Source organism: Streptomyces sp. NPDC002232 (genome assembly GCF_042890295.1).
Lineage (GTDB): Bacteria > Actinomycetota > Actinomycetes > Streptomycetales > Streptomycetaceae > Streptomyces.
Genome location: NZ_JBIARV010000004.1, coordinates 579434 through 593594, shown reverse-complemented (window position 1 = coordinate 593594; position 14161 = coordinate 579434). Strand labels below are relative to the sequence as shown.

Genomic DNA, 14161 nt, shown 5'->3' with positions numbered 1-14161 from the left:
GGCAGGTACGGAATCGTGACCATCGCCGCCCGCCCGCGCCTCCGCCGCTCGCCCGTCACCGCCGCCGCCCGTCCATCGATGCCTACAGGCCGAGCCGGCGCTCCGCGCCCTCGACCGTCTGGGCGAGGAGCACGGCGATGGTCATGGGGCCGACGCCGCCGGGGACCGGGGTGATGAGGGAGGCCCGCTGGGCGGCCGAGGCGAAGTCGACGTCGCCGACGTTGCCCGGGTTGTAGCCGGCGTCGATGACGACGGCGCCCGGCTTGATGTCCTCGCCCTTGATGAAGTTCGGCTTGCCGACGGCGGCGACGAGGACGTCCGCCTCGCGCACAACCGAGGAGAGGTCCTTGGTGCGGGAGTGGCAGTAGGTGACGGTGGCGTCGCGGCCGAGGAGCAGCAGACCGGCCGGCTTGCCCAGGATGGCGCTGCGGCCGACGACGACCGCGCGCTTGCCGCTCAGCTCGACGTCGTAGGCGTCGAGGAGCCGCATGATGCCGCCGGGCGTGCAGGAGACGAAGCCCGGCAGGCCGAAGCCCATGGCGGCGAACGAGGCCATCGTGACGCCGTCGACGTCCTTCTCGGGGGCGATGGCCTCGAAGGCGGCCCGCTCGTCGATGTGCGGGCCGACCGGGTGCTGGAGCAGGATGCCGTGGACCTCGGGGTCCTCGGACAGGGCCGTGATCGCGGCGACGAGCTCCTCGGTCGTCGTCTCGGCGGGCAGCTCGACGTGCTTCGAGCGGATTCCGGCCTTCGCGCAGCGGTTCTGCTTCATCTTCACGTACGTGACGGAAGCCGGGTCCGCGCCGACCAGCACGGTCGCGAGGCAGGGGGTGACGCCGGTGCGGCGGGTGATCTCGGCGGCGCGGGCCGCGGTCTCCTCGACCGTGCGGCGGGCGAGGGCGGTGCCGTCCATGAGGGTGGCGGTGCTGGTGGACATGGGGACTCCTGGGCGTCGTGTCTGACCGGTCTGTCGCCCAGGCGCACGGCATCGGCACGGTCGCGCCGCCGGGGCGCGCTCCGCCGGGCCGCTCCCCGGTGGTGATCCACCTCAAGCGCCAGTCACGGCCCGGGCCCCACTCTACGTGAGGGGTCGGAGGCCGGTCCCGGACAGGGTGCGCATGCCGGGGTGCGGGGAAGCTTGTCGGCGGCACCCGGGCGCACCACGATGAGCGCGACGGGCCGGAACGACCTCGACGAGGAGGCCGAGTTGAGCGATGCGTGGGTGGCCGGGGAGCCACGGACGGGACGGACACCGAGGGCGGACGGCGAGGCGGGGCGGTCGGCTCCGGCCCGGGTCCGGGGCGGGGAACCGGTCCGTGAAGAATCGGTTCGTGACGAGGAGCCCCGTGCGCACCGGCCCCGTCCGCTGGTGGCCGAGTCCTGGCGCCGTTCCGTACGCGCGCGCGTGAGCCCCGACGGGGCGGCGCGGGTGGAGCTGGACGAGGACGAGCTGGCGGCTTCCCGGGAGGCCCACCCCCTGGCCGGGGCGATGCCGGTGATCCGGGAGCTGATGGGCGCGTACGCGACGGACGGGGAGCACCTCCTCGCGGTGTGCGACGCCGCCGGGCGGATGCTGTGGGTCGAGGGGCACCCGGGCACCCTGCGCGAGGCCGGGAGGATGAACTTCGTGGCCGGGGCCCGCTGGTCCGAGGCGGCGGCCGGGACGAACGCGCCCGGGACCGCCCTGGCCGTCGACCGCCCCGTCCAGGTGGTCGCGGCGGAGCACTTCCGGCGCCCGGTGCGGGCCTGGACGTGCGCGGCGGCGCCCGTGCACGACCCGAGGAGTGGAAGGGTGCTCGGCGCGGTCGACATCACCGGAGGGAAGGGGCTCGCGCACCCGCACAGCCTCGGTTTCGTCCAGGCGGTGGCGCGCGCGGCCGAGTCGCAGCTGGCGCTGCTCGGTCCGGCCCCCGAGCCGGGACGGCTGAGGCTGTCGGCGCTGGGCCGGGACGAGGCGGTGCTCTCGGTGGGCGGGCGCGGGCTGCGGCTGAGCCGCCGTCACAGCGAGATCCTGGTGGTCCTCGCGCACCGGCCGGAGGGGGTGGGCGGCGACGAACTTTTGACGCTGCTGTACGAGGACGAATCGGTGACCCCGGTGACCCTGCGGGCGGAGCTGTCGCGGCTGCGCGCGCTGCTCGGGCCCGACGTGCTGGGGTCGCGGCCGTACCGGCTGGCCGGGGTGGTGGACGCGGACTTCGCGACGGTCGACCGCCGGCTCGCCTCGGGGGCCGTCGCGGCGGCGGCCGGGGAGTACGCGGGTCCGTTGCTCCCGGCTTCGGCCGCGCCCGGGGTCGTACGGCTGCGGGAGCGGCTCGCCGACCGGCTGCGGGCGGCCCTCGTGGACCGCGGCGATCCCGGGCTGCTGGCGGACTGGGCGTACAGCGCGTGGGGCGAGGACGACGTGGTGGTCTGGCGGGCGCTGTGCGAGGCCGTGCCCGCGACCCGGCTCCCTCCCGTACGGGCGAGGCTGGACGCCCTGGAGGCGGAACTGTCCGCCGGTGCAACGGGCTTGCAACGTCCCGGCCCGCACACTCGGGCGTGAGCGCCGGCCAGGGACGGCCGGCGCGCCCAGGGAGGCGAAGCCCATGACCCGTTACGCCGCACCCGGCAGCGACGGCGCGCTCATGTCGTACCAGGCCCGCTACGACCACTGGATCGGCGGCGCGTACGTCGCCCCGGCGGCCGGCCGCTACTTCGAGAACCCGAGTCCGGTCGACGGGCGCCCCTTCACGGAGGTCGCGCGCGGGACCGCCGAAGACGTGGAGCGCGCCCTGGACGCGGCGCACGCGTCGGCCCCGGCCTGGGGGCGGACGGCGCCGGCGGAGCGGGCCGCCGTCCTGCTGCGGATCGCGGACCGCATGGAGAGCAACCTGGAGGCGCTCGCGGTCGCCGAGACCTGGGACAACGGGAAGCCGGTGCGGGAGACGCTGGCCGCGGACATCCCGCTCGCGATCGACCACTTCCGCTACTTCGCGGGGGCGCTGCGGGCCCAGGAGGGCGCGCTGAGCGAGATCGACGACGACACCGTGGCGTACCACTTCCACGAGCCGCTCGGGGTGGTCGCGCAGATCATCCCCTGGAACTTCCCGATCCTGATGGCCGTCTGGAAACTGGCCCCGGCGCTGGCCGCGGGGAACGCGGTGGTGCTCAAGCCGGCCGAACAGACCCCGGCCTCGGTGCACTTCTGGCTGAGCCTGGTCGGGGACCTGCTGCCGCCGGGCGTCCTGAACGTGGTGAACGGCTTCGGCGAGGAGGCCGGCAAGCCGCTGGCGTCGAGCCCGCGGGTGGCGAAGATCGCGTTCACGGGCGAGACGTCGACGGGCCGGCTGATCATGGGGTACGCCTCGGAGAACCTCAAGCCGGTCACGCTGGAACTCGGCGGCAAGTCCCCCAACATCTTCTTCGACGACGTGTGGGCGGCGGACGACGACTTCCGCGACAAGGCGCTCGAAGGCTTCACGATGTTCGCCCTGAACCAGGGCGAGGTGTGCACCTGCCCCTCGCGGGCCCTGGTCCAGCGCGGCCACTACGCGGACTTCCTGGAGGCGGCGGTCGCCCGCACGGAGAAGATCGTCCCGGGCCACCCGCTGGACACGGACACCATGATCGGCGCCCAGGCCTCGGCCGACCAGCTCGCCAAGATCGTCTCGTACCTGGAGATCGGCCAGAAGGAGGGCGCGAGGATCCTGACGGGCGGCCAGATCGTCGAACACGGGGGCGAGCTGGCAGGCGGCTACTACGTCCAGCCGACGATCTTCGAGGGCGACAACCGCATGCGGGTGTTCCAGGAGGAGATCTTCGGCCCGGTGGTGGCGGTGACCTCCTTCACCGACTTCGACGACGCGATCCGCACGGCGAACGACACGCTCTACGGCCTCGGCGCGGGCGTCTGGACCCGCGACACGAACACCGCCTACCGCGCGGGCCGCGCGATCCAGGCGGGCCGCGTCTGGACGAACTGCTACCACGCCTACCCGGCCCACGCGGCCTTCGGCGGCTACAAGCAGTCGGGCATCGGCCGCGAGACCCACCGCATGATGCTGGACCACTACCAGCAGACGAAGAACATTCTTCAGAGCTACAGCCCCAAGAAGCTTGGGTTCTTCTAGGAACACAGAGACGCCTGCCCCGGGTTCAGGCGCGGCAGGCGCCTCCCACCGGTGGTGCGGCGGGGCCCGTCCCGTCGGCGAGAACCTCGTGTCCGAACGTTCTGGACACGTCTCGTGAAGAAGATTCACGTGACAGCGAGTTCAGCGCTGATCGCGGGCGTAGGCAGGAGTCAGCCGTCGGCCTGCGCCGATCACGTGTCCTTCGAGAAGAGGATTCCCGCCGCCGGTCTATCGACGTCGATCCCGTACCCGAACTCGAGGCGGCCCCCGTCCTCACTCTGAAAGGGTGCTTCAGCTGAACTGAACAGACGGACGGGCTATATGGCGTCGAGGCTGCTCGCGTGTGAATGCCCAGCTTCGCGAGCTGCTGGGTGTCCACCAGGGTGTACGCGGCGTTGGCGTCGGCTCGGAAGGGCGCGACTCGCCGGTCCTGATGCGTCCCCCGGCGACGAGTACGTCGGCCGGATTCTGCCTACCTCCTGCCACGCCCGCCCCTGGCATCGGTGACGCCGTCTCCGCCGCAAGGCCACGGGCCATTGGCGTCGGCCGCTGCCGGTCAGCCGACGGAGCCGGCCGCCGCGAGGTCCAGGGCGATGTCCGTGATCATGTCCTCCTGGCCGCCGACCATCTCGCGGCGGCCGACCTCGACGAGGATCGCGCGGGTGTCGAGGCCGTACCTACGGGCGGCGGTCTCGGCATGGCGCAGGAAGCTGGAGTACACGCCCGCGTAGCCGAGGGTGAGGGTCTCGCGGTCGACGCGGACCTCGCGGTCCTGCAGGGGGCGTACGACGTCGTCGGCGGCGTCCATCAGGGGGAACAGGTCGCAGCCGTGTTCCCAGCCCATCAGGTCGGCGACCGCGACGAACGCCTCCAGCGGGCAGTTTCCGGCTCCGGCGCCTTGGCCGGCGAGGGAGGCGTCGACGCGGGTGACACCGTTCTCGACGGCGACGACGGAGTTGGCGACGCCCAGGCCGAGGTTGTGGTGGGCGTGGATGCCGATCTCGGTGTCGGGTGCGAGGGCGTCGCGGTAGGCGCGGACGCGATCGCGGACGCCGTCCATGGTCAGGCGGCCGCCGGAGTCGGTGACGTAGACGCACCCCGCTCCATAGGACTCCATCAGCTCGGCCTGGCGGGCCAGTTCGGCGGGTTCGGCCATGTGGGACATCATCAGGAACCCGGCCACGTCCATGCCGAGGTCGCGGGCGGCCGCGATGTGCTGGGCTGAGATGTCGGCCTCGGTGCAGTGGGTGGCGACGCGGACCGAGCGGATGCCGAGGGCGTGGGCCTGGCGCAGGTCGTGCAGGGTGCCGATGCCGGGCAGGAGCAGCGTGGTGGGCACCGCGTGGCGAACGCCGTCGCAGACGGCTTCTATCCACTCCCAGTCGGTGTGCGCACCCACGCCGTAGGTGATGCTGGAGCCGGACAGGCCGTCGCCGTGGGCGATCTCGATCGCGCCGACCCCGGCGGCGTCCAGCGCGGCGGCGATGTTGCGGGCCTGGTCGACGGTGTAGCGGTGGCGTACGGCGTGCATGCCGTCCCGCAGGGTCACGTCCTGTACGTACAGGGCGGGGGGCTGGTTCGCGGTCATCGGGAGACCACCTCCGTGAGGGGCTGCGCGGCGGCCATGCGCTCGGCGGTGCGCAGGGCGGCCGAGGTCATGATGTCGAGGTTCCCGGCGTAGGCGGGCAGGTAGTGGGCGGCGCCCTCGACCTCCAGGAAGACCGAGACCTTCGCGGCGCCGGTGGTCCGCGTACCGGCGGGCAGCAGCGAGCGCAGGGGGTCGTCCTCGGCGACGCGCTCGAACTGGACCTTCTGCTTGAGGCGGTAACCGGGCACGTACGCCTGGACCCGGGCGACCATGTCCTCCACCGAAGCGGTCACCGCGGCGTCGTCGCACTCGCCGACGAGGCAGTACACGGTGTCGCGCATGATCAGCGGGGGTTCGGCCGGGTTCAGGACGATGATCGCCTTGCCCCGGGCGGCGCCGCCCACCTTCTCGATGGCCGACGAGGTCGTCTCGGTGAACTCGTCGATGTTGGCCCGGGTGCCGGGACCGGCCGAACGGGAGGAGATCGAGGCGACGATCTCGCCGTAGTGGACGGGTGTCACAGCTGCGACGGCGGCCACGATCGGAATAGTGGCCTGGCCGCCGCAGGTGACCATGTTGACGTTCGGTGCGTCGAGGTGGTCGTCGCCGTTGACCGGCGGGACGACGTACGGGCCGAGCGCGGCGGGCGTCAGGTCCACGACCCTGCGCCCCAGCGCGCGCAGTACCTCGTCGTGGCGGCGGTGCGCGCCGGCCGAGGTGGCGTCGAAGACGATCTCGACGTCCGCGAACTCGTCGAGCCGCACCAGGCCGTCGACGCCCTCGTGGGTGGTGGCGACCTTGAGGCGGCGGGCGCGGGCGAGGCCGTCGGAGCCGGGATCGATCCCGACCATGGCGGCGATCTCCAGGGAGTCGGAGAGCCGCAGGATCTTGATCATCAGGTCGGTGCCGATGTTGCCCGACCCGATGACGGCGACCTTCGTGCTCATGCCGCTGCTCCTTCCGTGGCGGCGGACGCGAACGCGGCCGTGACCGTGCCGAGTCCTTCGATGTGCGCGGCGAACTCGTCGCCCTCGGCGGCGACGGCCATCGGGCCGAGCGCGCCGGTCAGGACGATGTCGCCGGCCCGCAGCGGGTCGCCGAGCCCGGCGAGGGTGGAGGCGAGCCAGAGGGCGGCGGTGAGGGGGCTGCCCAGGCAGTCGGCTCCGGTGCCCTCGGAGACCGTCTCGCCGTTCTTGGTGAGGGTCATCGTCACGGCCCGCAGGTCGACGCGGTCCAGGGGAACGGGGGTGCCGCCCAGGACGTACAGGCCGCAGGAGGCGTTGTCGGCGACGGTGTCGACGATGGTGATGTCCCAGTCGGCGATCCGGCTGTCGACGATCTCCAGCGCGGGCAGCGCGAACGCCGTGGCGCGCAGCAGGTCGGCGACGGTCGGGTCGCGATGCGGCAGGTCCGTGCCGAGGATCAGGGCGACCTCGGCCTCGACCTTCGGCTGGAGGAGTCGGCCGGGGGCGATCGACCGTCCCTCGGGCACCGCCATGTCGGCGAACAGCGCGCCGAAGTCCGGCCGGTCCACGCCGAGCTGGCGCTGCACGGCGGGCGAGGTCAGGCCGATCTTGCGGCCCACCAGCCGTCGCCCGGCGGCGATCCCGCGTTCCACGTGCAGGCGCTGCACGGCGTACGCGGCGTCGATGTCCGCTTCGGGCAGGAGCGAGCGCACCGGGGCACAGGGGGCTCCGGTGCGGGCGGCCTCCTCCAGGACGGCAGCCGCCTCGGTCACGGCGTCCGCGGACTCGTGGGTGCTCATGGTCGCCCCCGGCGGGCACTGGCGGGTCGGTGGGGAGCGAACATGCGGGTACCTCCGGGCGGAGAGTGGCGAGGGTGTCGGAGAGGCGGCGGTGGCCGTCCGTCGATCCACGACAGGTATAGGCGTACGGTTCGAGCGGCGGCAAAATATGTTCCATGACACGGAACAGTGCTCAGGGGAACATGCTCGACAAGGCGGCCGCCGTCCTCGACTGCTTCCGTCCGGACGGCGGCACGTTCCGTCTCACGGAAATCACCGCCCGTACGGGACTGACCAAGACGACCGCGTTCCGTCTCTGCGCCGACCTGGTGCGCCTCGGTCTGCTCGAACGTGCCGGCGGGGCGTACCGGCTCGGCGGCAAGCTCTTCGAGCTGGGCTCGCTGGTGCCACGCCGCCTCGACCTGCGGGAGGCTGCACTGCCGTTCCTCCAGGACCTCTTCGAGGCGACCCACGAGACCGTGCACCTCGGCATCCGGGAGGGGCACGATGTGGTCTACGTCGAGCGGATCCACGGCCACCAGACCCTGACGCTGCCTTCACGCATCGGGGGGCGCCTTCCCCTGACCTGCACGGGCGTCGGCAAGGCGCTGCTGGCCTTCTCCGGATCCGAGCTGGCGGACGAGCTGCTGGCCGGGCCCCTGCCCCGTCTCACCCCGCACTCGGTCACCGATCCGGCACGGCTGCGTACCGCCCTGGAGCAGATCCAGGTCTCCGGCCTCGCATACGAGGAGCAGGAGGCCGCCCTCGGCGTGAACTGCATCGCTTCGCCCGTCTTCGACGGGGCGACGGCGGTGGCCGCCCTGTCCGTCGCCGTGCCGCGTGGCCGGTTCCACCCGGCCCAGCTCGCGCCCGCCGTACGGACAGCCGCTCTGGGCCTGTCCCGCGTGCTGCGCTCGGGCCGCGGATCGGTGGACAGCACCTCTTCCTGAGCCGGCAGCGGGCGCCCGGCCCGTGGGCAGCGGGCGCACCCGGCAGGCTCTCACCCCAGCAGTTCACCCCTGCCGCGATCCTTGACGCCCACTCCCGCCGCTCTTACCGTAGCGATCATTCCAGCCACTGTAGTGAACGCTACAAGAAGCCGGTGCGGTCGTCGCCGCCGCACCGGCCACCTGTGGCTGCCCGGTGTCCGCGTCGATCCTCCAGCGGACGCGCCTTCCCCCATCCCCCTTCGGTGAGGTGTTTTCCATGGCTGTTCCAGGACAAGCCGAGTCACACGGCATGAGACGGCGCGGACTGCTCAAGGCGGCGTTGCCGCTGGGAGCCTCCGCGACAGCCCTCGGCGCTTGGCCGGCGACCGCGACCGGCAGCGCCCCCTCCGGCGCGCCGGTACGCCGCGGCAGAGACCGCATCGACGTGCACTGTCATCTGATTCCGGACTTCTACCGCCGGGACCTGGCGGCGCACGGCGTCACCGAGATCGGAGGCGTGCCGGTCCCCCTGTGGAGCCCGGACCTCGCGGTGAACTTCATGAACCGCTACGGCATCCAGACCCAGGTGGTCTCCGTCTCCGAGCCGGGCGTCACCTACCTGTCGTCCGCGACGGACCGGGTGGCGATGGCACAGCGTCTGAACACCTACACGAGTCGTGACCTGGTCCACACGACGTCCGCGCGTCTGAAGGGCCGCTTCGGCGGATTCGCCGTCCTGCCCCTTGGCAGCACCGTCGACGCGCAGGACGTCTCCCACGCCGTCACCGAGGCACGTCGGGCGGTGCGGGACCTGAAGTTGGACGGCGTGGGCATCTTCAGCAGCTACGGCGCAACGTACCTGGACGATCCCGTGTTCGCCCCGCTGATGACGGCGCTCGACGACCTGGGCACCATGGTGTTCATCCACCCCTCGACCCCGCAAAGCTACCCGGACCTCGGGTTGCCGCCGTTCTTGTACGAGTTCACGTTCGACACCACCCGCGCACTGGTCAACATGCTCTACAAGGGCGTCTACCGGCGGTACCCGCGCATCCGGTGGCTGGCCGCGCACGCCGGCGGCACCCTGCCGTACATCTCCTACCGCACCAGCCTGCTGACTCTGACCCCGGCGCTAGCGCAACAGGTGGGGGCCGCCGGCCTGGACGACAGCAGCCCGCATTTCCGCAAGATCTTCTACGACACCGCCCTGTCCCCTGCACCCCAGGCGATGAAATCCGTGCGCGAGCTGGCCGGAACCGAGCACGTCCTCTTCGCCACCGACTGGCCGTTCACCAGCGCCCTGTTCCCCACGGCAGGAGACCCCGCCCCACAGCTGGACGAGACCTTCTTGCCCGCTGAGCGACTGGCCGTCGAGCGGTCCAACGCACTGACCCAGTTCCCCGCACTGGCCGCCAGGATCGGAGCCAAGCCGGCCTGAGCAGCGCCTGGCAGCGGTGAGCCCGTCCTGTTGCCGTGAGTGAGTGCGCGGCGTGTGCCGCGGCCCGGCATGGTTGCCGGGCCGCGGCACACGTCATTGCTCTCCTCCGCCGACGAGAACGCGTTCGCGCCAGCGGAGGTCCGCCCCGGGTTCTTCCACCGGCCGTCCACGCCGTCCTACGACGCTGCCCACCCACCCGAGCAGGAATCCCGTGGGAATGGCCATCACGGCGGTCGACTGCAGCCCGATGAGGTGGAAGTCGTATCCCGACAGCAGCGAGGTGGACGCGCCCGAGAAGGAGAGGGAGCACACATACAGGGCGGTCGTGCAGAGGATTCCGCCGTACACGGTCCACAGGAGCCCGGTCCGGTTGTACCGGCTCCAGAACAGTCCGTACAGACACGCGGGCAGGACCGTGGAGGCGGCGAGAGCGAGTGCCAGATAGGTCAGGGACTGAAGGTCCCGCCCCTGGGCCATCGCCGCCAGGAAGATGCCGATCCCACCCACGGCTCCTACGGCCCATCTGGCCGATCGGAATTCCCGACGCTCGGACATGCGCGCCCCACGTGCCACGTGCGCGTGCAGGTCGTGCGCCAGGGCGGCCGCGGCGCTCAGGGCAATGCCGGCGACCACCGCCAGTACGGTGACGAAGACGGAGCACGCGACAGCGGTGTACAGCACCCTGCCAGCAAGTCCCGAGGTACCGCCTCCCAGCTCCCCGGCCAGGAGGAAGAGGGCCGCCTGGCCGCTGCTGTCGACGGCACGGATCTTCTGGCCTCCCACGATACCGGCGGCACCGAGTCCCGCGATGACGACGCAGAGGAAGAAGACGGCCATGATGGCGATGGCGTAGCGGGTAGCTCGGCGGGCGGTGGCGCCGTCGGCGGCCGAGTTGATCCTCATCAGGACGTGCGGCATGCACGCGCCGCCCAGGACCACGGACAGTTGCAGGCTCAGGAAGTCGAGGCGGCCGACCGCGCTGCTCCCCAGGGCGTGACCGGGTTCGAAGTAGCGGTCGTGAAGCCCGCTCCCCCGCTCGGCCGCGGTCAGCAGGGCGCCCGGGTCGAAGTCGTGGTGCCGCAGGACCAGAAGGGCGAGGAGGACCATGGTGGTGAACACCACGGCCACCTTGACGATCTGGACGAGGCTCGTCCCTCTCATGCCGCCGAGCACCGCGTAGCAGATCATCAGCGCTCCGACGAAGACGGTGCAGACTTGTTCGGCGCCCAGGCTGGTCAGTCCGAGCAGGAGGGCCGTGGCGCTGCCGGCTCCGGCCAGTTGAAGGACGAGAAAGGGCAGGCAGACGGCCAAGGTGGCCGTGGCGGCGGCGATACGGGACGACGAACCCGGAGAACGCAGCGCGAAGACGTCGCCCAGGGTGTAGCGGCCGGCATTGCGCAGCGGACCGGCGAGGAGCAGGAACACCCCGACGGCCAGGCAGCTGCTGACCGCAAGGGAGATGCCGTCGTATCCGACCACGGCCACCAGGCCGGACACGCCCAGGAGTGTGGCGGCCGATATGTAGTCCCCGGTGAGCGCCAGCGCGTTCTGCACCGGCGTCAGTGACCGGTTGCCGGTGTAGAAGTCGGCCGCGGTGTCGTCCTCGGGGCCGGCCAGAACACACAGCAGCAGGGACACAACGATGAACGCCAGGAAGCCGATCAGCACCATTGTCCGGTCGTCGGAACCGCCCGAGACCGATGTGAGCCCCGCGGCGAGCGACAGCTCGGTCATCTCCGCCTCCCCTGCGACGGTTGCGGCCGTCGGGACGTGGTCCCTGCCGGCCCCGGCTGGGGCGGTGACGGGTGCACGAGCTGGGCACGGTGGCGCAGCCGGTCGACGAGCGGATCGGCTTGGCGGCTGAGCGTGCGGTCGTACCACCATGAGGACAGCAGCAGAACGGCCAGCTGCAGAGTGCCGAGCACGATGCCCAGAGGCATCCTGCCGGCCAGGCGGGTGGCGAACAGCTCGCCGAGTGTGCCGGACAGCGCTGCGGAGACCAGAAAGGCGGCGCCATTGACCGCCAGGAACCGCCGACGCGCTTCGGAATGTGCGCGAGGCGCTTCCTGCAGAGCGCTCGCGGCAGCCTCATGGGGCCGCTCGTACGGTGGGGGCCCGCTGTCGGGCCTGGGAGGCGGAACGGACATGGGGCGGGGTCCTCTCGCGAAGTGGATGGTCACTCACCGGGGGCCCGGCATCACGGTTCCCGGCGTCCCCTGACGGGAGCACGACGGGCGGTGGGCCGAACGGACCGAGCAGTGCGGGACGGCGACGGGCAGGCATGAGGAACCGCAGACGTCCGGGATCGCCGGACCCGCAGGAGTTCGCCCGTGATCGAGCCGTGAGGCCAGGTGCCTGTGGAAACCCCAGTGCGAGGGATGTGCGACCGGGCGAGAGGGCCGGCGGCGGTGTTCCGCCGCGCTGCCGGGGATCGAGCGAGTGCGGTCGCCCCGCCGGGCGGCGGAGTGACCGTGCCGGTTCAGTCGTCGGGGATGCCGGCGCCGCTGAGGGCGGGGACGGTCCTCTCCGGCCGGACGAGGGAACGGGCGCCGAGCCGGAACTGGTCGAGCTTGTCGACGATCGTCTGGCCGACGGGCTTGTGGCCCCAGATGCTGATGCCCTGGTGGGTGGAGGGCTCCCAGGTCCTCTCGTCGATGACGACGGGGTTCCAGCCGACCTCCCACTCGAAGCCCGAGGGAGTGCGGGCGTAGTAGGAGAGTTCCTTGTCGTTGGTGTGCTGGCCCACCGACAGGGCCATGTCGAAGCCGAGTTCGTGTACGCGTTCGTAGCTCTGGGCCAGGTCGTCCAGGCTGTCGGCCTGGATGTTGAGGTGCTGGACGCGGGTGCGGATCGGGTCGATCGGCAGGCCTCGGAGGGCGGCGATCGCGATGGAGTGGTGGCGTTCGTTGACGCGCAGGAAGCGGATCTTGAGCTTGACGCCGCTGATCGTCTCGTCGATGTAGTCGGTCAGGCGGGCGTCGAAGACCGTGTTGTAGTAGCCGCGCATCAGGGTGGGCTTGGCGGAGGTGATCGCGACGTGCCCCATGCCCGCGTCGCCGGTGACCCAGCCGGAGGCGACCATCCGCAGCGGCTCGGACGAGATGAGCGGGGTGGTGTAGATCTCCTGCACGATGCCCTTGGGACCGGGGAAACGCAGCAGGCGTTCCACGCCGCGCAAGGCCGCCTCCTCGTCGGAGCCCCGCACGACAGGAACGCCGTGGGCTCGGATGCGGGCTTCGATCTGCTCGAAGGAGGCGTGGTCGTCGATGTGCCAGCCGATCGCCACCACGTCCTCGGCGGGACCACGCCGGATCAGGAACCGGCACTCGTGGTCGTCGAGGCGGAAACGCATCACGTCACGGGAGATGTCGTCGTGGTGCATGCCGATGGCGTCGGTGCCGAACCGGCGCCAGTCGGCGAAGCGGTTGGACTCGACGACGACGTAGCCGAGGTGGACGGAGCCGAAGACGGAGGGCGCGGTGTTCATCGGCGGCCCGCCAGGAAGTCGGCGCAGAGCCGGTTGAACAGCTCTGCGCGCTCCCACTGCACCCAGTGCCCCGTGTTGGCGACCTCGTACAGGTCGCAGTTGGGCATGCGCTCGGCCAGCATCCGGCCACCCGAGGGCCGGTTGACCTTGTCCGCGGCGCCCCACAGCACCAGGGTGGGCACGGCCAGCCGGTTCAGGCGCTTGTCGCGGGTGAAGTCCATCTTCCACAGCGCGCCGAGCGACTTCGGGCGCCTGAGCGGCGGGGCGGCGACGACCTCGGGGTCGATGCTGTCCCGGTAGCGCGCGTCGATGACCGAGTCGGGCACCTGGGCGGCGTTGAAGACCAGGTAGTCGCGGATGAACTTCTCCAGCTTCGGCCGCGAGGGCCCGTCCCCCGTGTAGTAGTTCAACAGGCTGTTCAGGCCAGGCGTGGGCAGCACACGGGTGGTGCCGATGCCGCCGGGGCCCATGAGCACCATGCGGTCGACCCGCTGGGGGGTGTCGAGGGCGAGACGCAGGGCGCAGGCACCGCCGTAGGAATTGCCGACGAAGTGGGCCTTCTTCAGGCCGAGCTGGTCGAGCACACCGCGGATGCCGGTGGCCAGGGCGCCGAAGGGGTCGGCGAGGTCGATGCCCTTGCTGCTGCGACCGTAGCCGGGGAGGTCGGGCACGATGACCCGGAACTCCTGGGACAGTTCCACGATGTTGCGGCTGTAGTTGGAGACCCCGGAAGCTCCGGGGCCGCCACCATGCAGCAGCAGGACGGGGGCGCCCCGCCCCGTCTCGGCGACGAAGATCTTCCTGCCGTCGACGTCGAGCAGGTGCTCCTGCATCGCGGGGACTTCGGTGGGTGTGGTCATGGTGGT

General features: G+C 71.5%; 12 protein-coding genes. 4 read left to right on the top strand and 8 right to left on the bottom strand.

The features are described 5' to 3' along the window. Nucleotides 1-82: 82 nt before the first annotated feature. Entirely contained in the window at nucleotides 83-937 is an 855-nt protein-coding gene (locus tag ACFYXU_RS20550; RefSeq protein ID WP_376517411.1) for a bifunctional 5,10-methylenetetrahydrofolate dehydrogenase/5,10-methenyltetrahydrofolate cyclohydrolase, read from the bottom strand. 228 nt (nucleotides 938-1165) lie between these two features. Here ACFYXU_RS20550 and ACFYXU_RS20545 point away from each other — a divergent pair, with 228 nt between their 5' ends. After that, nucleotides 1166-2542 carry a GAF domain-containing protein gene (locus ACFYXU_RS20545; protein ID WP_389459125.1) on the top strand — a complete coding sequence of 459 codons (1377 nt, stop codon included), beginning with the start codon at nucleotides 1166-1168 and terminating at the stop codon, nucleotides 2540-2542. A 43-nt stretch (nucleotides 2543-2585) separates the two neighbouring features. Then, nucleotides 2586-4109, top strand: a complete 1524-nt coding sequence (locus ACFYXU_RS20540) for an aldehyde dehydrogenase family protein (protein WP_389459123.1) — start codon at nucleotides 2586-2588, stop codon at nucleotides 4107-4109. 556 nt (nucleotides 4110-4665) lie between these two features. Here ACFYXU_RS20540 and dmpG read toward each other — a convergent pair. From dmpG to mhpD, 3 genes are read right to left on the bottom strand one after another with little or no spacing between them, the layout of a single operon-like run. Next, the gene (gene dmpG, locus ACFYXU_RS20535) at nucleotides 4666-5697 is read right to left on the bottom strand and encodes a 4-hydroxy-2-oxovalerate aldolase (RefSeq protein WP_389459121.1); all 1032 of its coding nucleotides are present in this window, start codon (nucleotides 5695-5697) and stop codon (nucleotides 4666-4668) included. Then, nucleotides 5694-6644: an acetaldehyde dehydrogenase (acetylating) gene (locus ACFYXU_RS20530; protein WP_389459118.1), complete on the bottom strand. Its 951-nt coding sequence runs from the start codon at nucleotides 6642-6644 to the stop codon at nucleotides 5694-5696. Before ACFYXU_RS20530 ends, dmpG begins: the two co-directional genes overlap by 4 nt. Then, entirely contained in the window at nucleotides 6641-7462 is an 822-nt protein-coding gene (mhpD, locus tag ACFYXU_RS20525) for a 2-keto-4-pentenoate hydratase (protein ID WP_389459116.1), read from the bottom strand. Before mhpD ends, ACFYXU_RS20530 begins: the two co-directional genes overlap by 4 nt. Nucleotides 7463-7644: 182 nt before the next feature. On the opposite strand from mhpD, the gene ACFYXU_RS20520 reads away from it, so the two are divergent. Together ACFYXU_RS20520 and ACFYXU_RS20515 are read left to right on the top strand one after the other, a co-directional pair. Further along, complete coding sequence (locus tag ACFYXU_RS20520; protein WP_389406438.1) at nucleotides 7645-8391, top strand: IclR family transcriptional regulator; 747 nt, start codon at nucleotides 7645-7647, stop codon at nucleotides 8389-8391. 256 nt (nucleotides 8392-8647) lie between these two features. Continuing rightward, on the top strand, nucleotides 8648-9808 hold the full coding sequence (locus ACFYXU_RS20515; RefSeq protein ID WP_389459114.1) for an amidohydrolase family protein: 1161 nt from the start codon (nucleotides 8648-8650) through the stop codon (nucleotides 9806-9808). A 93-nt stretch (nucleotides 9809-9901) separates the two neighbouring features. Here the strand turns inward: ACFYXU_RS20515 and ACFYXU_RS20510 are convergent, their stop codons facing one another. The 4 genes from ACFYXU_RS20510 to ACFYXU_RS20495 all read right to left on the bottom strand — a co-directional run bounded on the left by ACFYXU_RS20510 (nucleotide 9902) and on the right by ACFYXU_RS20495 (nucleotide 14155). After that, entirely contained in the window at nucleotides 9902-11542 is a 1641-nt protein-coding gene (locus ACFYXU_RS20510; protein WP_389459112.1) for a cation acetate symporter, read from the bottom strand. Continuing rightward, entirely contained in the window at nucleotides 11539-11955 is a 417-nt protein-coding gene (locus ACFYXU_RS20505) for a DUF485 domain-containing protein (protein ID WP_389459110.1), read from the bottom strand. The genes ACFYXU_RS20510 and ACFYXU_RS20505 overlap by 4 nt, the downstream gene beginning before the upstream one ends. A 332-nt stretch (nucleotides 11956-12287) precedes the next feature. Beyond that, nucleotides 12288-13295: a VOC family protein gene (locus tag ACFYXU_RS20500; RefSeq protein WP_389459108.1), complete on the bottom strand. Its 1008-nt coding sequence runs from the start codon at nucleotides 13293-13295 to the stop codon at nucleotides 12288-12290. Then, nucleotides 13292-14155, bottom strand: coding sequence for an alpha/beta fold hydrolase (locus ACFYXU_RS20495; protein ID WP_389459106.1), 864 nt, complete (start codon nucleotides 14153-14155; stop codon nucleotides 13292-13294). Before ACFYXU_RS20495 ends, ACFYXU_RS20500 begins: the two co-directional genes overlap by 4 nt. Between the last annotated feature and the right edge of the window lie 6 nt (nucleotides 14156-14161).